General features: G+C 39.4%; 15 protein-coding genes. 1 reads left to right on the top strand and 14 read right to left on the bottom strand.

Features of this window, described 5'->3' with window-relative positions:
• Positions 1 to 159: 159 nt before the first annotated feature.
• The 8 genes from BK581_RS15340 to araD form a co-directional block, all read right to left on the bottom strand.
• On the bottom strand, positions 160 to 2007 hold the full coding sequence (locus BK581_RS15340; RefSeq protein ID WP_078578982.1) for a C40 family peptidase: 1848 nt from the start codon (positions 2005 to 2007) through the stop codon (positions 160 to 162).
• Positions 2008 to 2629: 622 nt separating this feature from the next.
• On the bottom strand, positions 2630 to 2959 hold the full coding sequence (locus BK581_RS15335) for a hypothetical protein (protein WP_078578981.1): 330 nt from the start codon (positions 2957 to 2959) through the stop codon (positions 2630 to 2632).
• Between the two features lie 680 nt (positions 2960 to 3639).
• A complete protein-coding gene (locus BK581_RS15330; RefSeq protein WP_078578980.1) occupies positions 3640 to 4803 on the bottom strand; it encodes a sn-glycerol-1-phosphate dehydrogenase in 1164 nt (387 codons plus the stop codon).
• 245 nt (positions 4804 to 5048) lie between these two features.
• Entirely contained in the window at positions 5049 to 5333 is a 285-nt protein-coding gene (locus BK581_RS15325; protein WP_245829078.1) for a hypothetical protein, read from the bottom strand.
• A gap of 285 nt (positions 5334 to 5618) precedes the next feature.
• A complete protein-coding gene (locus BK581_RS15320) occupies positions 5619 to 7100 on the bottom strand; it encodes an alpha-N-arabinofuranosidase (RefSeq protein ID WP_078578978.1) in 1482 nt (493 codons plus the stop codon).
• Positions 7101 to 7223: 123 nt separating this feature from the next.
• Positions 7224 to 8723 (bottom strand): L-arabinose isomerase, encoded by a 1500-nt coding sequence (gene araA / locus BK581_RS15315; protein ID WP_078578977.1) that lies wholly within the window; start codon positions 8721 to 8723, stop codon positions 7224 to 7226.
• A gap of 17 nt (positions 8724 to 8740) precedes the next feature.
• Positions 8741 to 10414, bottom strand: a complete 1674-nt coding sequence (locus BK581_RS15310) for a ribulokinase (protein ID WP_078578976.1) — start codon at positions 10412 to 10414, stop codon at positions 8741 to 8743.
• A 20-nt stretch (positions 10415 to 10434) separates the two neighbouring features.
• Positions 10435 to 11124 (bottom strand): L-ribulose-5-phosphate 4-epimerase, encoded by a 690-nt coding sequence (araD, locus tag BK581_RS15305; protein ID WP_078578975.1) that lies wholly within the window; start codon positions 11122 to 11124, stop codon positions 10435 to 10437.
• Between the two features lie 606 nt (positions 11125 to 11730).
• Between araD and BK581_RS15300 the strand changes: the two genes are divergently transcribed.
• A complete protein-coding gene (locus tag BK581_RS15300; protein WP_078578974.1) occupies positions 11731 to 12660 on the top strand; it encodes an ArsR/SmtB family transcription factor in 930 nt (309 codons plus the stop codon).
• A 146-nt stretch (positions 12661 to 12806) separates the two neighbouring features.
• Here BK581_RS15300 and arfA read toward each other — a convergent pair whose 3' ends face one another.
• The 6 genes from arfA to tenA form a co-directional block, all read right to left on the bottom strand.
• On the bottom strand, positions 12807 to 14327 hold the full coding sequence (gene arfA / locus BK581_RS15295) for an arabinosylfuranosidase ArfA (protein WP_078579970.1): 1521 nt from the start codon (positions 14325 to 14327) through the stop codon (positions 12807 to 12809).
• 378 nt (positions 14328 to 14705) lie between these two features.
• Positions 14706 to 17255, bottom strand: a complete 2550-nt coding sequence (locus BK581_RS15290) for a LamG-like jellyroll fold domain-containing protein (RefSeq protein WP_078578973.1) — start codon at positions 17253 to 17255, stop codon at positions 14706 to 14708.
• 1603 nt (positions 17256 to 18858) lie between these two features.
• On the bottom strand, positions 18859 to 19833 hold the full coding sequence (locus tag BK581_RS15275; protein WP_078578970.1) for an ABC transporter substrate-binding protein: 975 nt from the start codon (positions 19831 to 19833) through the stop codon (positions 18859 to 18861).
• A gap of 2 nt (positions 19834 to 19835) precedes the next feature.
• Positions 19836 to 20594, bottom strand: coding sequence for an ABC transporter permease (locus BK581_RS15270; RefSeq protein ID WP_078578969.1), 759 nt, complete (start codon positions 20592 to 20594; stop codon positions 19836 to 19838).
• Positions 20591 to 21364, bottom strand: coding sequence for an ABC transporter ATP-binding protein (locus BK581_RS15265; protein WP_078578968.1), 774 nt, complete (start codon positions 21362 to 21364; stop codon positions 20591 to 20593). The genes BK581_RS15270 and BK581_RS15265 overlap by 4 nt, the downstream gene beginning before the upstream one ends.
• Positions 21361 to 22032, bottom strand: coding sequence for a thiaminase II (tenA, locus tag BK581_RS15260; protein ID WP_078578967.1), 672 nt, complete (start codon positions 22030 to 22032; stop codon positions 21361 to 21363). Before tenA ends, BK581_RS15265 begins: the two co-directional genes overlap by 4 nt.
• Position 22033 lies beyond the last annotated feature (1 nt).

The raw sequence follows: 22033 nt of genomic DNA, 5'->3' as shown, positions 1-22033 counted from the left end.
TTGTATTTTTAAGACTATATGACTAATATTATAGTACTGATTATATCTTTTCAATCATCCTTTTGTGCCAATGTGACTAACAAATTAAGTTGCTAATGATCACGTAATATATGGCTAATCAATAAAGCAGCCACCCCTTTGGGATGACTGCTTTATTCTCTAACGCGCCCGTCTTGCTCCAATATATCGTTCTTTCCAATAGCTGTTATTCATACTCGTTATAGTAACACCTGTTGAGGAACCGCTGTGAATAAATTGGTTGTTTCCAATATAAATCCCATTGTGTGATGGACCGGATTTATATGTTTCAAAGTAAACGATATCTCCGACAGAAGGACTGGATACAGACGTTGTTGCATTCCACTGTTGTGCGACTGTTCGTGGTAGATTCACGCCATTATTTCGGAAGACATGCTGAACGAACCCACTGCAATCGAATCCTGAGGCGGTTGTGCCTCCCCATACGTATGGGACACCAACATAATTAGACGCATCAGCAATTAGATTCATAGCGTTGAAGCTTTTAGAGCCGGAGCCTGAACTAGAATTTGAATCGCTCATGTGGACAGCTGCTACTTCCTCTAGCTTATCTAGTGTAGCCTGTGTAGCAATCCCGTCTGCAATAAGCCCCCACTCACGTTGGAACCTCTGTACTGCTGATTTTGTTAATGGACCAAATTGACCGTCTACGCTAGACGTATGATGCCCTGTTGCCCGCAACATATTTTGAAGTTCTCTAACAGCTGCACCACTGCTTCCTTGTTTTAAAACTGTTGCTGAACTGTTATTAGATGAATTATTTGAGTTATTTGAACTCGTTGACTGATTATTTGAAATATTTCTGTTTAATTGCGCAAGCGTTTGGGGACCAAACACACCATCGGCAGAAATATTGGTTTGGCGTTGCAACTTCCGCACGGCCTCTGCTGTCAAGGGGCCGTAAACGCCGTCCACTGACGATGTAAGATACCCTAAATTTTTCAAACGTGTCTGCAATTCTCTGACTTGACTACCACGTGATCCTTGACGTAACACAACACCTGATAAATTCGATGAATTAGAACTACTTGTAGATGTTTGTGTTGAATTATTTGATGACGATGAGGTTCCGCTAAGTTTACTGTAAGTTTGCGGCCCGAATATGCCATCTACGGCAATATTTTTATCGCGTTGCAATTTCCTCACAGCTTCTGCCGTCAACGGTCCATAAACACCATCTACAGTAGACGTATAATAGCCAAGGTTTTTTAACTCACTCTGCAATTCTCGAACAGCAGCACCGCTAGAACCTTGTCTAAGCACAACTCCTGATAAGCTAGTACTTCTAGAAACAGTTGTAGCCACTATCTCTTCTTCTTTTGAAAAAGACGATCCGTTAATCTCTTCGTTCACTTTAGTCAACGTTATAGGTCCAGCTAATCCATCAGCTTTAAGAGAACGCGCTGTTTGGAAAGTCGTCACAGCCTGTTTTGTCAAGTTGCCATAGTTACCAGTAATAACAGGATAGTCGTAAAAACCAGCTTTTTTTAAGTAAGCCTGCAAGTTAGACACATCGTCGTTTCTAGTCCCATCTTTCATTAATTGAGATGGGTTGCTAATAGGAGAGACTGACATTAAGGCATCGTCATTATATGTACTATCCATGATGTCGACTGCTCTATTTTCTTCTATGCTTTCAGACGATTTTTTTGGAATCGTTTGACCTTTGAGCACACTAAATGTTAACGGACCTACAATTCCATCAGATGACAAGTTGTGATCTGCTTGAAATTTTTTTACAGCTTCGCGAGTCGTCTCGTCAAAGCTTCCCGAAACGACTAATTGCTCATAATACCCTTTTTCTTGTAAAATTCCTTGTAAAGTTTTCACATCATCGCTTTTCATTCCGTAGCGCAAATTCTCTTCACCGAACGAGGCTTCTGTTAAATTCGGTGCCACTAGCACAGATCCCGCCGCCACTGCAGAAACTAGCAATCCGGATCGGACTTTAGATTCAAAAAAAGACATAATTACACCTCTTTCATTATTTTCACTACTATATTCAAGGACTATAATCCTATAAATCTATCGTTAAAGGTAATTTTATCAACTTGACAGAAGAAATGATAGGTTCTATTGTACTATATTCCCCATTACAGCATAAGACCTTTTCGTTTATTTAAATGAACGAAAAGGAAAATGATACTATTATTAATATCGGAGGGACGTCGCCTTTTTTGTACTTCAATTAAATTTTTTATATATTTTTTTCTAAAATATGTTTTAACTTTCCTCAAGTGGGTATATTAAAACTAAGAGTTGAAATCCACCACTTTCATCTCTCCCCCTATCATTTTGATAGATTTGTTTGTTAAAGGTAGCTTCCTTTCACAAACAAAAAACGACCCTCCCCCGTCCCAGGGAGCGGTCGTTTTATTATGATGAGGTAATCTTTTACTTCACCTTGAATTCAGCAATAACCTCTCGTTTTTCAGCATCAACCTCGATTTTTCACGCAGCTCTAACTGGATTTTCAGCAATTATCCTTCTTTCTTACGCAACATCACCTTAATTTTCTTTAAGCTTTCTATATGCCTTATAATAAGCAATAAAAAAAGAGGTGCAATTTCGCACCTCTTTTTAACATACATTAGATACCGTCATTATTCTCGTCATTTAATTCATCGTTTTCACCAACACCATCGTTGTCTAAACCATCATTATCTTCTAGACCATCGTTATCTTCTAAACCACCGTCATTATTAAAACCGTCGTTATCTTCCAAACCACCGTCATTGTTTAGGCCGCCGTCATCTTCTAAACCACCATTATTATCTAAGCCGCCATTGTCCTCAATCCCGTTGTCATTAAGACCACCGTTGTTGTTTAAACCATCATTGTTGTCAGCATCACCACATGCAGCTAAAACACCTACCGCAAGGACACTTGATAAAATTGAAAGAGTTAGTTTCTTCTTCATGGAAATTACCTCCTGTTTTTAAAACTCATATTTGATGTGAGTAAAATGATATCATGTTTACCCACCAGCTTGAACATTCCTCTGTTCAACTGCCAGTTCATCGTAACGCGAATAACGTTGATTGACAATATCTTCAACAACTTTTTTGAACTCTTCCATACTTTATTAGGTGTTTGTTAAAGTATGTGGGCAAAATATGTGAAACCATGAGTTCGTTTCTATATTAGTTTTAGCTGCCCCATATTACTGCTAAAAACACATGTTAAATGTTTTAATTCGCATCGTTTTCTCACTTTGATATTGTTACACTGACTTTAATCCTGTCTTACGCCTGCTTTAAATGGCAGCCTAATTAAAAAGCCATTTAACGTCTAAATTTGTTTATGTACTCATTTTTTTAAACCAAGTATATTTAATGTTTGTTTCAGCTATTAAAGCCCATAAAACGAACCTTCAATCAGTCGGCGTTTTGTACTTCTTCTACCGATTGAAAGTCTAGTCAATCAGGACATTATCGGTCATTAGTCACACCTATGTCGATTCATCTCTGCTCTATTTTAAGCAGGGAGTTTTATGGGCGGTTATCTGTGATTAAAAAAATACCACTTAAGGTGTAGAATCTGACACGTTAGAGTAAAAGACCAGCTTCGGCTCACTACACATTAAGCGGCTTTTTACCTTCAAGAAGTTAGCGTATGTCTATTCCGATACCGAAGCAATGTCGCTCTATCGCGGATATTATGTGCTTTATGAATGCTTTCTTGTAGCAAGTTGCTTTCAATACCTAATTCATTAGGAGTTGCCTTCCCGCCAGCCTGATAAATGAACTGGCGTAATTCTTCTCCGGAGGGAATCCTGTCTATCAGTCTTGTTAAGAACGCAGTGTCACTGTTCGGATCCCGTTTAAAAAGATCTTTCACTTCATTGTGATAAAGGTCAGCAATAACACCTGCAGCAACCCCTACTTTCGCACCGTGTAGCAATTGTTTTCTTTCTTCTTCAATAAATGTCATTTCCCAAAAATGGGAAAGATGATGCTCTGCCCCTGAGGCCGGATGAGACCGCCCAAACATAGCCATTGCCATACCTGATTGAATTAAGGCAGTCATTAGGACACGTATTCCTTCTCTGTCTTTCTCTTTAATCAACTCACTATTCGCCACGCAATTATTCAATGCCTCTCTAGTCATCCTAGCTACAGCGGGGCAGTAGGGCTCATTAGCCATGTTATGTCCAAATTCCCAATCCACCAGTGACGTATATTTGCCAAGCATATCCCCAAAACCAGCGGCAACCATGCCCTGTGGTGCATCACATAAAATAGTAAGGTCGGCAAATAGCGCAATAGGAGCGTGAGTTTGAAACGTAATCTTCTTTTTATTTACGACGATAGGGGCACCCATCGAATTAAATCCATCTACTGATGGAGCAGTAGGAAACGAAATAAAGGGTAATCCTACCTTATAGCTCACAAAGCGTGTTATATCATGAATTGTACCTGATCCTACAGCAATCATCACATCAATATCTGCTGGGAGGTCAATGAGGACGTGAACAATCGCCTTTTCATCAGCCAAAACGTCACCTTGGTTATCTGGTAAAAGAAGAGACTTCGTGAAGCGGCAAGGCATTTGCTCATCACAGATAATCGTGTCGGCCATCGATTTTGTCTGATCATCACACACGACCAAGGCATGGCTATACTCTTTCCTCCGTAAAAAACGATATAAGTGCATGATGGCATCTTGATCTATAACCACCTCTTCCATTGTTAAAGGATAGTGAATGTTAGGACAATCACAGGAAGATCGATGGTTCTCATACCAATCTTGAAATATAAGCATGTTTATCCCTTCTTTCCTTTTAGTAAAACTTCTAATATCAATTTTCAGTCCTCAAAACAGCCTTTACCACTACCAACTTCGACTGTTTTCACCTAACCATCCACTCCACCTCATCGGATCGGCCCTTTTCCCCATCTCAACTTAAGGATGTTCGATTGGTTGTCAACTGGGTTTTGGAAACGCCTAAGAGAGGGAGGTGTTTTGTCTCAAAAATCAGTCTGCGTTAATGCCGTTAGTAAATAATATTATAGAAACGATTGCCATCTATTCGAACCATTTCCCCCACCAGGGCGCGGACATTGCTTATTTTTTAAACGGGTCATATATTGAACAAGCATACCGTTATAACGACATGTCGTCTCATATTGTAAGTCCTCGCATAATTCACAGGTAGCCAGACGTTTGAAGTAAACTTCAATAGGTACGAGTAAGTCTCCGATTTCTTCCGTTTGTTTTTGCATCATTTGAGCCAATTCAACTTTTGTTAGCTTGACACTCTGAAGGCAACTCTTACACTTTTGTTGAGGCACGATGACGAACTCCTTTCATTCCTGAAGGACGCATATAGTATTTCATAAAGCTCAGCTTCAATCATGGAAGTTTTCCTTCATCCCCCACTGATTGTTAGTTTAACTTAACGAACCTTTACGGGCAGTTTACCTAACTTTTCGATCTTCTTAAGTTCTGAGATGGGGTTTTACTGCCCCTTAAAAATGGGATAAAATCACCTTTCTCATAGTACAACGGAGAATTTGCTAGCACGTTTTTAAAGCAGGAGAGAACACTCTCCCCCGCTTCATGTACATTTAAATTGATTAGCTGATAGTCAACGTCAAAACAGAAGCTGGAGGTACCGTTAATTCCAAGCTTGTTCCATGTTGTGTAAAATTGCTATACGCTTCTGTTCTCACATTATGAGGTTGTTCAAATGTGTTATGAGCGTTCAATTCAGATGCTGTAATAATGCTCCCTGTCACGTGGTTAAGCTCAGTTAACCCTTGTAGATTGAGAGAAACTGTCGTTTCCTCACGAGGATTAATGTGACAGAGACTGACATTAATCTCGCCGTTGCTATTTTGGGAAGCCGTCGTACTCACTCGCGGTAATGCTTCTCCGTTAAACTCATAGGTGTCCTCTGGCTGCTTTATTGCTAAGCGCTCTGCATCCTGATGGACTTTGTACATATTAAACACATGATAAGTCGGCGTTTTGATCATTTTATCGCCTTCTGTTAAAATCATTGCTTGTAGCACATTAACCATTTGAGCAATGTTAGCCATATGAACACGGTCGTTATGTTCATGGAATATATTAAAATGTAAACCCGCCACCAGTGCATCACGAATGGTATTTTGTTGAAATAAGAAGCCGGGATTCGTGCCTGGTTCAACGTCAAACCATGTTCCCCACTCATCAATAATCATGCCAATGCGTTTTTCCGGATCATATTTATTCATAATTGTGGCATGTTTTGAGATGAGTGTCTCCATATGGAAGGATTTTTTCATCGTCCTGAACCACGCTTCTTCCTTGGGATCTAATGCCGATCCTTTATTTGACCATTCACCTGGAACAACATAATAATGCAAACTTAGACCGTCCATAAGGTGAGCCGCTTCTCTCATGAGAACATCTGTCCAGTTAAAATCATCTACATTAGCACCACCGGCAATTCTATAAATCTTGTTATCACCATAATTTCTCACATATGTTTGATAGCGACGGTAAAGGTCTGCGTAATACTCAGGACGCATATTGCCACCACAACCCCAATTTTCATTGCCGACCCCAAAATATTTAAGCTTCCAAGGATCTTTTTGCCCATTTTCCTGACGCCAAGCGGACATTGGGGACTCACCACCAAATGTCATATATTCCACCCATTCTGACATTTCCTGTACCGTACCACTTCCTACATTTCCACAAATATACGGTTCAGTGTCCAAAAGCTCACACAGCCTCATAAACTCATGGGTGCCAAAATGATTGTTTTCTACGACGCCGCCCCAATGCGTGTTAACCATTCTCTTCCGTTTTTCCCTCGGTCCTATACCATCTTTCCAATGGTATTCATCAGCAAAGCACCCGCCTGGCCATCGTAATACCGGAATATTTAACTCCTTTAACGCCGCTAAAACATCATTACGAATGCCGTCTATATTAGGAATCTCTGAATCTTCTCCAACCCAAATCCCTTCATAAATACAACGTCCAAGATGCTCAGAAAAATGCCCATATATATGTTTACTAATCTTCCCTTCATTAAAGTCCGTATAGACGTTCACGTTAATACTCATTGCTATATCCCCTCACTTTTCTAAAAGGTTAAACGCTTCCATATGCTAAATTACAACTACCATTCATTTATGAAGTGCATACTTTGTCATCTCATGAAGATTCGGAACACTAACCACTCAGAGTTAGAACGAAACCTTTAATCGTCTGTAAACATCATTCCATTGCAACTGTTGTTGGAATTGCAGCACATCTGTTTTATCATTAATAAAAACAATTTCAATGTCAGTGAGTGTTGCCCAGTCATAAAGTTGTTCAGGTGTTACATTAAATGAAAATACTGTGTGGTGTGCGCCTCCCGCATGAATCCATGCTTCTGTCGCTTCACTCAATGACGGCTTACACCTCCATAACACTTTAGCCACTGGCAACTTCGGCATTGCTCGTTCAGGTTGAACCGCCTCTACTTCGTTCACCACTAGACGGAAGCGATTTCCTAGATCAACAAGTGAAGCATTTAACGCTGAACCTGCTGCGCCATCAAAGACAAGACGGGCAGGATCTTCTTTTCCCCCAATTCCTAGGGGGTGCACTTGAATGTCAGGTTGTGTCGCTGCTACTGTTGGACATACTTCGAGCATATGAGAACCTAGTACTAACTCGTGACCTTTCTCTAAATGATACGTATAGTCCTCCATAAAGGAAGTGCCTTTACCGTCTGCAATAATTTTCATCATCCTAAGCAAAGCAGCAGTTTTCCAGTCTCCTTCTCCACCAAATCCGTACCCCTGCGCCATTAAACGTTGTACAGCAAGTCCTGGCAATTGTTTCATGCCATGCAAGTCTTCAAAGTTACTTGTAAACGCTGTAAAACCACCGTTTTCTAAAAATCTTTTTAATCCTAACTCAATTTTTGCTTGTTCTAAAATAGACGCTTTTTTGTCCTCATTTGACTCCACTGCAGAATCGATTTTATAAAGCTCTTTATAGTCACTATATAGATGTTCAATGTCATCTGTAGAAACAGTATTCATGGACTCCACAAGATCTCCAATCCCAAAAGCAGAAATGGACCAGCCAAACTTTGTTTGCGCCTCAACCTTATCACCCTCGGTCACTGCCACTTCACGCATGTTATCACCGAAACGAGCGACTTTAAGGTTTTCACCATCACTAAATGCCGCTGCCGTTCTCATCCATGAAGCTAGTCGTATCTGTACGTCCTCATTTTGCCAATGACCAACAATCACTTTTCGTTTAACCCCTAATCTCGCTCCAATATGTCCGTATTCTCGATCTCCGTGGGCAGATTGATTTAAGTTCATGAAGTCCATATCAATATCGTCAAATGGAATTTCACGATTATACTGGGTATGCAGGTGAAGAAGTGGTTTAGACAATTTCTTCAAACCGTTTATCCACATTTTTGCCGGTGAGAATGTATGCATCCATGTAATCACACCACCACAACTATCATCATTGTTAGCATCAGATAACAGTTTGCCAATGGCATCAGGTGTTGTTAATACCTCTTTTAACTCAATCGTATAAGGTAAAGAAGCTTCCTGAATTAATTTTTCAACGATGATTCTTGAGTGTTCTTCTACTTGTTTAATAGTTTCAGGTCCATACAAATGTTGACTTCCCGTTACAAACCAGAACGAATAATTTTTTGTCTTTAACATGACTGACATCCTCTCCTTTATTTGCTCATTTCTGCTTTTAACGATTTCAAACGTTTCATGACATCATTAGTACCACGGGCAAAATAGTCATGGAGCGCTTCATATTCGCGGTAGAGTTTTTCATATACGGCTACATTTTCTGGGATCGGCTTGTAACTTTCATCCTTCACCCGCCCCATGTGGGCTGCAGCTTCTGTAATCGTGTCATATCCACCAGTTGCACTCCCAGCAGCAACTGCTGCAAACATCGCTGCTCCAAGGGCGGGGGTTTGCTTAGAGGCCGCAATACGGATTTCGCGGTTCGTGACATCGGCATAAATTTGCATAAGTAACTTATTTTTTTGAGGAAGCCCCCCACACGCATAAAGAACATCTACAGACACACCATTATTATGAAAAGCATCTACAATCGCTCGGGTACCATAGGCTGTTGCTTCAAGAAGTGCTCGATACATTTCTTCAGTTTTTGTAGAGAGTGTATAGCCGAGCATCAGTCCTGACAATTCTGTATCTACAAGAATCGACCGGTTGCCATTCCACCAATCGAGAGCCACTAGCCCTGATTCACCTGGCTTATAGACTGCTGCTTTTTCTTCTAATAGCGTATGGACATTGACTTTTCGGTCTTCAGCTTCTTTGAAAATGGATTGAGGCACACTGTTATTAACAAACCAAGCAAAAATATCACCCACAGCCGATTGACCGGCTTCATATCCTAAGTAACCAGGGATAATGCCGTCTTCTACAACTCCACACATACCCTCAACCTTATTTTCTTTTTCCCCTAATAACATGTGGCAAATAGACGTGCCCATAGCCATGACAAGTTTCCCGGGTGTTGTCACTCCTACTGCCGGAACAGCAGCATGAGCATCTACATTCCCTACTGCGACTGCTATCCCTGCTTTTAAGCCCATCTTATCTGCTATCTCAGGCTGTAGCTGACCAGCTTTCGCTCCCAACGGTAATATGTCTCCACGTAATTTTGTTTCTGTTAGCTTTTCTAATCGTGGATCTAATGATCTGAAAAAATCATTAGATGGGTACCCGTCTTGCTTATGCCAAATGGCTTTATAGCCCGCGGTACAGCTATTTTTTGTGATAGTGCCCGTCATTTGTGACACAATCCAGTCTGTCGCTTCTAAAAACTGATCTGTCTGATGATAGATGTCCTCAGATTCATCTAATATTTGCCATATTTTAGCTATCATCCACTCAGACGAAATTTTCCCTCCATACCGTGGTAAAAATTTTTCGCCTCTCTTTTCTGCTATCTCATTTATTAAATTCGCTTCATCTTGTGCTGCGTGGTGTTTCCATAACTTCACCCAACTATGGGGGTTATCTTTATAGTTTTCATTCAAGCAAAGAGGCTGCCCTTTTTCGTCAATCGGGAGCATCGTGCAAGCTGTAAAATCGACGCCAATGCCAATCACATCATTCGGATCAATGCCAGTCTCTTTCATAACAGCCGGTACAGAAGTAGTCAGAACCTCAACATAATCAAGCGGATGTTGAAGGGCCCATTCATGCTCCAGTTTTATCCCCGATTCTGGTAATCTATCATCAATGACACCATGTCGGTACGGTGTCACATGATCTGCAATTTCTTTCCCATTAGATAAATCAATTAAGACGGCTCTTCCAGATTCCGTTCCGTAGTCAACCCCGACAGTATATTTCTTTGACATCCGTTATTCCTCCTATCAGTCTAGTTTTGTCCATAGTAAGCTTTTGCGCCATGTTTTCTAAAAAAGTGTCTATCCATTAATACATTATCCATTGGAGGCGTTTTAGGATTTATAGCTAACGTTTTTTGCGCCATACTAGCCATCTCTTCCAAAACTTGCGCATTTTGTACCGCTTTCATAGCATCTTTCCCCCAAATAAACGGGGCGTGTGAATGAACAAGTACACCAGGTGTTTTCACAGGATCTTTATCTTGAAAGGTTTCGATAATGACGTGACCAGTTTCTAGTTCATAGTCCCCTTCTATTTCTGCTTTAGTCAGTTTGCGAGTACATGGCACAGGACCATGGAAATAGTCAGCATGAGTGGTACCAAAAGGCGGAAGATCTTTTCCAGCTTGAGCCCAAGCAGTCGCCCACGTAGAGTGAGTGTGAACAATACCTCCGATATTTTCGAAAGCGCGATATAGGGCAAGGTGAGTAGGCGTATCAGATGATGGTTTCAAGTCACCCTCTACAATATTGCCCTCTAAATCTACAACAACCATATCTTTGCTTTTCATGTCAAAGTATTCGACACCACTTGGTTTAATCACCACTAAACCTTTTTCCCTATCAATCCCACTGACATTTCCCCACGTCAGTGTGACAAGCTGATACTTAGGGAGATAAAGGTTGGCTTTATAGACGGCCTCTTTTAATTGTTCTAACACGTTCATCACCCTTTCCATTTGGTTGAAGCGCTTACTTAATATTATACACTTGTACGTATGTATTTCAATTATTTTTTTATAAATAGATATTGATTCATATGTGTTCGTTTTGTGACAATTAAAATGAATTATTCTATATTATTTTATTTTTTATAGATCCCCATGACTTGTACGTACATAATTGCTAGGATGATGGATATTTTAAAAACTTTCAATAAACATAACCCCTTTTTCCCCTGACGCTCCTTTACTGTTTTACCTAGAGTCTGAATAAAACGGATTTTCAATCAGTAGACGTTTTCGCCGTTCTCTCACTGATTGGTAGTTGCGTGAATCAGGACATTAGCATCCGTTGTTATCTTCCAGCTAAATATCTTTTCTCTGCTCTCTATTTTGAGGCAGACGTTTTACGTACGGTTATCTGTGATAAAAATTAAAAAAATTCATACCACAAAGGGATGAACTTTCAATTCATAAATATAGATGTTAATATAATCACAGACAGCGTGATTATAGGCTGCCTTAGAGTAGGGTATATACTTTCTTTCATTAATATATGGATATGTGCTCTACTTTAAGCTGATTAAGCATCATTGGAGGAAAACTATGCAATTAGATATTTCCACTGAATCTTTACCTGTGTATGAAGCACTAGCTAGTAAAGTCAGAATCGCGATCATACAGGAACTAACAAAAAAACCTATGAATATTCGAGAATTAGCTGAAGCAGTCGGGGTAAGCAGTGCTATTATGACCATGCACATTAAAAAATTGGAGAAGGCTAACATTATTCGTACGGAAATGGTACCTGGTAAAGCCGGTATCCAAAAGCTCTGCATTTTAGTTATTGACTCAATCAATATTCTCTTTCCATCTAATAAAGAAAAGCTTAGTCATTACCATCAATCCACCCTCTCTGTAGGGCATTATACAGATTTTAATGTCTTACCTACATGTGGCCTTGCTACCGAGGAAAAAATAATAGGCCAATTTGACGAACCAAGGTATTTTCTTGATCCAGAGCGGGTTAATGCAAAAATTCTCTGGTTTTCAAAAGGACATGTTGAGTATAAAATACCTAATTTCCTGAACCACAATGAGACCCCTAAAGAGTTGGAAATTTCACTAGAATTGTCTTCAGAAGCCCCTTTTACGAATGAAGACTGGCCATCTGACATCACCTTTTATTTAAATTCTCAAAAACTCGGTATATGGACGAGTCCAGGAGATTTCGGGGACAGTCCAGGGAAGTACACACCAGATTGGTGGCCAAAAGTTATTAATCAATATGGGCTATTAAAAAGTCTTCGTATTAATGAAGAAGGGACATTTATTGAAAACGGTAGAATTTCGGATGTAACGATCCATGATATAGATGTCCGCTCACCGCTTTGGAGTTTTAAGCTTGCTGTTCTCCCCGATTCCAAACATGTAGGTGGTTTAACTATCTTTGGGAAAGAGTTCGGTAACTATAATCAAGATATTTTATTTCGGCTTTATTATGAAAAGCACCCAGAAGAAAAGCAAGATAATTAAATGACATTAAAGACAGAGTGAAAGTCAACTATCACTTAAAGGGGCTATCTTTAAAATTCAAGCCAAAATACGAGCTAGGAAATGGCTTCCTAGCTCATTGATTTAACTTTTTTAGTAGGTTTTATTCCACTCACTCTTCCCAAATGTTACGCTTTCTTTTTTAGACGTATAACATTCCAAGACGCTTTATTGACGAGTGCTTCTATCTGGCCATCGTACGTTAATGAAGCATCACCGTTTGAATGAGGCTTTACTCGTTGATTACCTAAAGTGTTTACGGCTTTTAAATCGTCATGTTCTAATACGATATGTTCTAATATTTGATAACCCTCAAAACTCCTCACATCAATTGTTAGTGTCATCTTATCGGTTAGATGTCTGTTTAAAACAAAGACCGTTAACTCTTCTGCTTCTTCATTATAAACAACAGCTGAGTCAATATACGGGACATCAGTGAAGTCTTTACTATCATATTTTGGTGAAGAGACAACTGGCTGTAATGACACACCTCTTCCATATAAGGAGACATGCATGTACGGGTAAAAAATAGTTTGTTCCCAAGCTCCCCCTCCATTTTCTGTCATGATCGGTGCAATAACATTAACGAGTTGAGCCATACATGCCATCTTGACACGATCAGCATGACGCAACATCGTCATAAGCATAGAACCAACTAATAAAGCATCTTCAAAATTATAAACATCCTCTAATTGGGGAGGTGCAATCGACCATGGTTCAATTTGACGATCCTGATCATTTGAGTGATACCAAACATTCCACTCATCAAAACTTAAATTAATCGTCTTTTTACTACGTTTTTTTGCTTTTATATAATCACATGTGGCAATAACTGTTTTTATAAAGTGATCCATATCCATCGTTTTCGCCAAATAGTTTTCTGTATCATTAGACCGATTTCCGTAGTATTGGTGTAATGAAATGTAATCAACCACATCATACGTATGTTCCAATGTCGTGGCTTCATATTCTGGGAAGGTAGGCATATTCGTATTAGAACTGCCACAAGCTACAAGCTCGATGTCTGGGTCAACGAGTCGCATTGCCTTCCCTGTTTCTAAGGCTAATCGACCGTATTCATGGGCCGTTTTATGACCAACCTGCCACGATCCATCCATTTCATTTCCTAAGCACCAAACTTTAATGTTATGCGGATTTTTATAGCCATGTTCTTTTCTTAAATCACTCCAGTACGTACCACCTGGATGATTACAATATTCTAAAAAATTTCTTGCCGCATCAATACCACGTGTCCCAAGATTCACGGCCATCATGACATCGGCGTTAACTTTTTTAGACCAAGCCACAAATTCATTTGTACCCATTTGGTTTGTCTCTATCGTACGCCATGCCAATTCGAGACGCCTCGGCCTTTCTTCGCGCGGCCCGATGCCATCTTCCCAATTATAAGCAGATACCATATTACCACCGGGATATCTAATTATAGGAACATTTAAACGTTTAACTAACTCTATAACGTCTTTCCGAAATCCCTCTTCATCCGCTTCTGGATGCTCAGGCTCATATATCCCGCCATAGACCGCTCTTCCAAGATGTTCAATAAACGAGCCGTACAGGCGCTCATCTACTTCTGAAATTGTAAATGATTTGTCAATAATTATACTAGCTTTTTGCTGTGCCAACACCATCATCCCCTTATTAAAAATTAAACGCATTGCTTTTTTATCTGAAGCAGTATAAGCAACCGCTTTCATTCTATAGAAAGAATAAGAACTTAGTCTCTTAGTTACAAAGCTTTAGAGAGTCAGTCGATCATAATTGTTATGTTTGCTAAAGATAGATTATGTCACATTTAAATATGACTTCAAAATTAGAAAAAGAATGATGCCATTAAACAAATCGAATGCGTTATTAATTGTTAATTAATTAATAAAATTATTAACTATAGTATAAAGCAAAAAAAACTTTTATGCTAGAACAAAGAAACATTCAGATTAAATTGTGAGAAAAGAAATAATCAGGGGCAAGAAAATATAACCATTTTTTGCCCCACTAGAAACTCTTAATTAGTTAGTTTTTTTCACCAAATCATGTATGTCATCTTCTGTTAACACACCTTCAAAAATACGCAACTCGTCCATTTCTCCTTGAAACGGTGGATCCCACCAATTGACACCTAAACTAAATTGACCATTTGTCGTGGTAAAAACATCTGGAAAATTAGTACCTGTAAACACCTTTTCCCCGTTTATATACATCTCTACATCTCCTTGATGAACGGTAATCGCTAAATGTGACCATTCCCCAGTAGGAATTGTATATCCAGCTGATGCATCATACCATGCAGAGCTCCCTGCCCACACCATTGTTTCTCCATTGACAGGCCCTTGCGGAACCATACTTATCCAGTTATTTTCGTTTCTCGCTCCGAAAAATGCGGTTGTAAACTGGGTCAATTCCGATGGGTTCACCCACAAAGAAACAGAATAAGAATCGCCGGCAATTAAGCCATCAGGAAGTCTGATGCCAGAAAAACCGTCAAAAACAGCCGCTTGATCATGCTTTCCATCAGTAAAAGTGATTTCACCACCTTCGTTATTTATCCGATCTCCTGTGACCTGGCCAGCATCTTGCTCCCCTAAACTGTCTTGTAAGTCACCATCAAAAGCATAATGAGCAATTTCACCCGCTTCTCGATAAGGTAAAACGGTTATAGTAAACGATTTGTTATCTGTCACATCCCCTTTAGTCATTGTAGCTGTCAATTCAGCTGAGACAGGATCTTCACCAACATCAGGGCGGGTAATGTCTCCCGACTCAGTGATCACCTCTGCATTAGATGTCTCCCAGCTAATCGTAGCGTTTCTCGTCCCTTCTACTGGAAGGTCAAGATTTGAGATAACATTATCAGTATCCCCAAGGGTGAGATCTTCCACTATATCTGAGACCACTTCTTCGTCCGTTTTCTTTAGCAGTTGTGTGCCCCAAACTGATGCCCCTTCATCAGATAATGCCGTAAATGTCATCACCTCACGCTCGGCCACATGATTCCACTGCTTTACAAACACACCAGCATAGGTGTTTCCGTCTATTGAAAGCTCTATCCAATAATGTCCAGTTCTTTTCCACGTTCCTTCAACGTCTCCTGATATTTTATTATTTTTTTCAAGTGTTATATAGACAGACGTTTCTAACCCCTCAGTATTCTCTTTACCGTGATCAATAAACTTGTAATCTCCTATCACATCTTTCCGCTTTACTTTTTCTAGCGATTCGCCGGCATACCTGTAAGGCGCCGAGACAGGCCAGTCGTCTTTTGTCATAAAGAGCTGGTGCACACGCAATTCATGCATTTCCCCTGTTTCAGGAAAGCGGGTATGAAAGACATTGAACCTATCACCTGTTTTATCATCTGTGTATATCGAATTATGACCTGGTGACACATAACCGTGCCCAATGCCTGTGCCTTCACCTCCTACTTTTCTTTCAAAGAGGAAATTCCCCATTAGTTTATTACCATAAGGTGCGTTATCCGTATTTGACGGGAGAACGGCATCCTGTCCAGCAACATCCTCATAAGGCCCAACAGGCGACTCAGCTCTAAATACACGCATGTTATAGCCGCCATCAGCACCTAACCAACCGTAAGTGACGTATAAGTAGTAATAACCTGTTTCTTCATCATAAGTGACATAAGGCCCTTCACCTGATCGACCATACCCCCCGGCAATTTTTGTGCCAAAATACCGGTCTATCTGTCGGCCATCAGACGTTTTCCCATCCTCACCAGGGTAGTTTATTAACCCTGTTTCTTTATCTAGCTCAACGATAAAAATACCACCTGACCAAGAGCCGTAAGTCATCCACAACCGATCTTCTTCATCAAAAAAAACGTTAGCATCAATGGCATTAGGATAGTGTAAATTGTTATAACTTCCATTCTCATTAAACCAATCGCTATTTTCCTCTTCTAAATCCCCTGCTTCTATTAAAGAAGGAAGGTGGGTGTTTGTCCATTTTTTATTAATCTCACTATTACTATCATAGGCTTCTTCTTCAGTAAAACCAGAATAAACGATGGTATCAACGTATGTGTATGGCCCTTCAATGTCATCAGCAACAGCAATCCCGATGGCTGATCTAATATACGTAGAGGAAGCGCTGTAATACATCATATAAGCACCTTTAGATCCATCCTCTTTGACATAATGTTCATTCCAAACTATTTCCGGTGCCCACACAGCAAAACCACCGCGACTATCTGCATCATCTTCTCCAGCCCATGCAAAAGATTCTGCTAAATTTTCCGACAAATCACCATAAAGTGTATTACCAGGTGTTGTATAACCGTTCGTAAAATTCGTCCAACTTTTTAAATCAGACGATTTTGCAGCTTCAATGTGCGAACCAAATACATAAAACATATCATCCACTTTAATAATTGATGGATCATGAACAGATACTTCCTCAAATTCCGGAGGGGTGTTCTCACTAATGGGTGGTGATTTAGAGGCCTTCTTATTGGAGTGTGCATTCCCTTGTTCCCCTTTAGTAGGAATGACTAACAACATGAAAATTATGCTTAATATTAAAAAAGATTTTACGTAATCATTCATTTAAATTCCCCTTTCCTTAACTTGATAATTGGCTTTACTTTTTTCGTAAGGCTATCAAAATAAAGGGTCATGAAAATTGTCCTAACTGAACCACTCGTCACCCCCTGTCCCAGACTACTTATTCCGGAAAGCGTTTTCATTTTAACATAAATTAATTAAAACGTTAACACATTAACAAGAACATTAATATTATTGTAATGTATTTTGAAGAAATCGGTTATCCATTCTTCATTTACTTTATGACCTACATAAAACAAACCTTCAATCAGTGGGGTTTTCTTTCTTCTTCCACTGATTGAAGGTTGAGCGAACTAGTACATTAGCAGCCGTCCTCTCTCGCCTATATACATTTAGCTCTGTTCTCTATTTTGAGCCGTTTATGGAAAGTCGCTCACCTATGGCTATTAAATTAAGTGGTAATATACTAGTATCATCGATTTCAACGGCATCACAAGTTTTTTTCAAGCTTCTAGGCATGTATTTGTCCTTTTAAATCAAGAAAAAGCCGTTGAAACAAGTCTGTATTTACTCTGTTTTAATCCTGTTAATAGCTAAGAACACTAATCGATTTAAGGTAATTTCCACTTTGAAAAAAGTGATCTTTGTAATGCATGAAGGCTTTCTTTTCTTACAATTTGCGCTAAAAGGAGTAACTTAAAAATAAATCTGTTGTTAATTTCTTAGTATAATAATCTAATATACATTTTATTTAAAAAATTTCAACTTATTGGTTTAAAAGCGTTGCTTTTATCTATATTTAGGAGTATACTACTTTCATTAAATATGGTACTTACAGTAGGTATTGAGGCTGAGTTTACCTATAATGGTTCTAAAGTTACGGCTAGCAGAACCCATAATTATACAAAAACTCATTTAGGATCATTAGGGACATGGAAAATTAAAAATAAAAAAAGTGGTGTTCAAAAACCTAGTAACAAACGACGAATAGCAAGCATATCAAGAGGCTGAATGGACTCAGGGGTTAACTTATAAAGGAAATGGGATAGTTCTTCAATCTACATATATACGAGTTAATGTTGAAAGTAATCATAATGGTAAAATCACTAAAAGTTCATCGTTGAAATAAGGAGGAGAAAGTCATGAACGTATTTCCACTAAAAATTCAGTCAATGAAATGTAATATAAAAACAGTGACAATTATGATCTTCTTACTGTCTACTTTAGCTTTTTTATTTAGTAGTGGTGAAGATGAAAGTATTATAATGATTTTCATAGCATCTACTTTGTTTGGAGCAATAGTTTCTTTTATTAGTTTTTTGTTTCTTTGCCTTTGCATGTACTTATATAAACTAATAAGGTAGTAGTTTCTTTTAGAGAGAAATTTAAAACTATAAGATTTATTCGATACTTTTTATGAAAAAATTTATAAGTGAAGAAAAGTATTGCTCCCCCAAAAAGTTAATATTTTGGGGGAGTTCTAAATTATATAGCACCTGAATTATAATCTTCTTTTTAAATAAGATAGCCATCTATTTTTGTCCTTGTATGTCACATAAAAACACCTCTCTTATGTTAGAAGTTTGTCTAACACGAGAAAGGTGCTCATACATGTTTTCCTTTTAGTACCAAATTAGTCAACCGGTTATTCTTCTAAAAATCCTGTATCAGTTAACCATTTAACCGTCTCTTCCCAAACATCTTCATTTGGACTGCTAAATGATTCTTCATCACTTTCCATTTTAGCTAAGAGAATATCCAAACTTTCCTCTTCCACTTCTCGAATAAGAGGAAAGTTTTCTTGATTTTCATGCTCGAACAAAATGTCTAAGCTCTCAGCTGGGTTTTCCTTCATATCATTAAAGCCTTTGACAATAGCTCTATTGAAGGCCTCTACTGTCGAAGGGTCCTCTTCCATCATCGTCTCATTTGTGACGATCACTAATTCATGAAAACTTGGCACACCGAAGTCCACAGGGTTAAAATACTGAACATCATATCCTTCATGTTTCAAAACTGGTACCTCATGATTAATATAAGCACCAATAACAGCATCCACGCGTTCTGTTACAAGAGAGGAGCCCAATTCAAAACCTACATCTACAAGTTCAACCTGATCAATATCCCCACCTGCGTCAGTGACCATTGTCTCTAAGAGAACTTCATTTACTGGGATACCAGGATAACCTACCCTTTTCCCTTCTAAATCGGCTGGTGTTTCGATTGTCTCATCTAAATAGATAATATGATTCAGAGGGGATCGTACGACTGGCGCCACCGCTTCAATAGGAATGCCTGATTGTTGTGCCGTTATAATATCTGGTTGATACGTTATACCAAACGTGACATCCCCAGTAGCTGCTAAATTGATTGGATCTGTTGGGTTAGCGGGGAAGATTATCTCTACATCCAGCCCCTCTTCTGCAAAGTACCCTTTTTCTTGCGCTACATAGAGATAGGTATGCACGGCGTTTGGGTACCAGTCTAGCATAATTTGTACGTCTGTTAAGTCATCTGATCCAATGTCAGTCTTCTCAGCACCTGCCTCGTTTTCTGTTTGACTACATGCGACTAGTAAAACGAGTGACAAACCTAACAATATTTCTTTAGCGTATCTCATTTTTATTGCCTCCATTTATTCGTTAGTATATTTTCAATTAATTTAATAAGTAGAAAAAGGATGATACCTAATACGGACAAGAGAACGATTGGGGCAAAAACCCCAGCACCATCCATCTGCGTCATCATACGACGGCTAAAGTACCCAAGGCCTTTACTTGCGCCAAGCCATTCCCCAATGGCCGCTCCAATAACACTTAATGTAACAGCTACTTTCAAACCAGAAAAAAAGTAGGGCAATGAAGATGGGAGTTGAACTTTACGAAAAATTTGGGCCGGCGATGCGCCCATCGTTTTTAACAAATCTTGCAATTCTTTACTTGCAGCCCGCAATCCATCAAATGTACTCACTGTAATTGGAAAAAATGTAATTAGAACAGTGACAGCCACTTTACTCCAGATGGTGTACCCAAACCAAATAACAAAAATAGGTGCCAAAGCAATGATCGGTATCGTCTGGGAGGCAATAACAAATGGAAAAAATGTTCGTTCAGCCAATTGACTACGATTCATGAGTACCGCTAATGAGACGCCAAACACAATCGAGATACCTAATCCGAGTAGGATGACTTCTAACGTAGCTAACAAATGAACAGTGAAAAGCACGTCTTTTAGCTCCCACAATTTAAGCATGATCCCTGAAGGTGATGGTAAAATAAAGGGTTTATCATACACCCTGGCGCCAACCTCCCAACCTGCTAGTACCATCAACCCTAAAAGTATCGCTGTACTATAATGCCATATCCCCTTAATCCTGTTCATACTTCCCCTCTCATTTCTTTTAACAGCTTCTCTTTTAGCTTCATAAAAGTAGGTGTTATCCGTACTTCATCAGTCCTCGGGCGTGGTAACGGTACAGGAATCTCAGCTAATTCTTTTTTACGCGTTTTTTGGGTAAGTACCAAAATTCTATCAGCTAAAAAAATCGCTTCTTCCATATCGTGGGTGATAAAAATAATTGTTTTTGGCCATTGATGCCATTGCGTCAACAACCACTCTTGCATCATAAATCTTGTCAATGAGTCCAATGCACTAAACGGTTCATCAAGTAAGAGAATATCACTTCCTGAAAGCATTGCGCGTAAAAAAGAAACACGTTGTTGCATGCCACCAGAAAGTTGGTGGGGGAGCTTGTTCTCTGTCCCTTTAAGACCAAACTTGTCTATATAATCTTTGACTTTCTCTTCAGCTTCTTTTTTAGGTACCCCCTTAATTTCAAGGGGGAGTCGGCCATTCTCCATGACCGTTCGCCATGGGAGTAAGAGACCTTTTTGGGGCATGTACCCCACTTCTCCTAGTCGCTCTTTCATTTCCTTACCACGGATACTAATTTGACCACTATCTGGTTGCTCAAGCCCTGAAGCGAGACGAAAGAATGTGGACTTTCCAGATCCACTCGGTCCTAAAATCACCACAAATTCATTCTCGTTAACAGATAAACTCATCTCTTCAAAGATTAGCGGGGAATCATGGTGCTTCTCCTCATAACCAAAGGAAACATCTTTAAAAGCTAATGATGGGGCACTTTTCATAACCCTTCCGGCCACCCAGTCCCATGATAAGCCATATCCCAGAACATATACTCAAATTTAGTGGTCGTTAAAAAGATCTCCTCTAAGTGGGCTAATTCGTGCTCAGGTTTACCTGCGGCTAGTTCATCAAGCAAATTAATCGTCCACGAAGCAAGCGCTTGAAATTCGCTGTCAGCATACATATCTATCCATTCTTGATAATCATGATTTTGTCTACCGTGCCGTTCATCAAGCATTTTTCCAATTTCCGCGTAACTCCACATACATGGCAGTACACTTGCAACTAATTCAGCTAGTCCATTTTGATTGCCAACATGAAGCATATAGTGAGTGTAAGCTAATGTTGTTGGAGCCGGATTAGCATTTTCAAGCTCTTGCTCAGAGATGTCGAACTTCGCTGCATATTGGCGATGCAACGACATTTCTGTATTAAGTGTGGCATCTAAAAGTTTCGCAAATTCCCCCATCGTCTTCACATCTTTTGCTTTCGTAGCACCGATAGCAAATAACTTCGAATACTCAATAAGATATAAGTAATCTTGTATCATAAAAAAACGGAACTTCTCTTTTGGTAATGTGCCTTCACCCAACTCTTTTACGAATGGATGATCATGATTTTTCCTCCAAATAGGTTGAAGCTTGTCATATAAGTGTTTCGTAAATGACATC

The organism is Salipaludibacillus agaradhaerens, from assembly GCF_002019735.1.
GTDB classification, from domain to species: domain Bacteria; phylum Bacillota; class Bacilli; order Bacillales; family Salisediminibacteriaceae; genus Salipaludibacillus; species Salipaludibacillus agaradhaerens.
The sequence above is the reverse complement of the archived record's forward strand: the minus strand, read 5'-3'. Positions and strand labels throughout refer to the sequence as shown.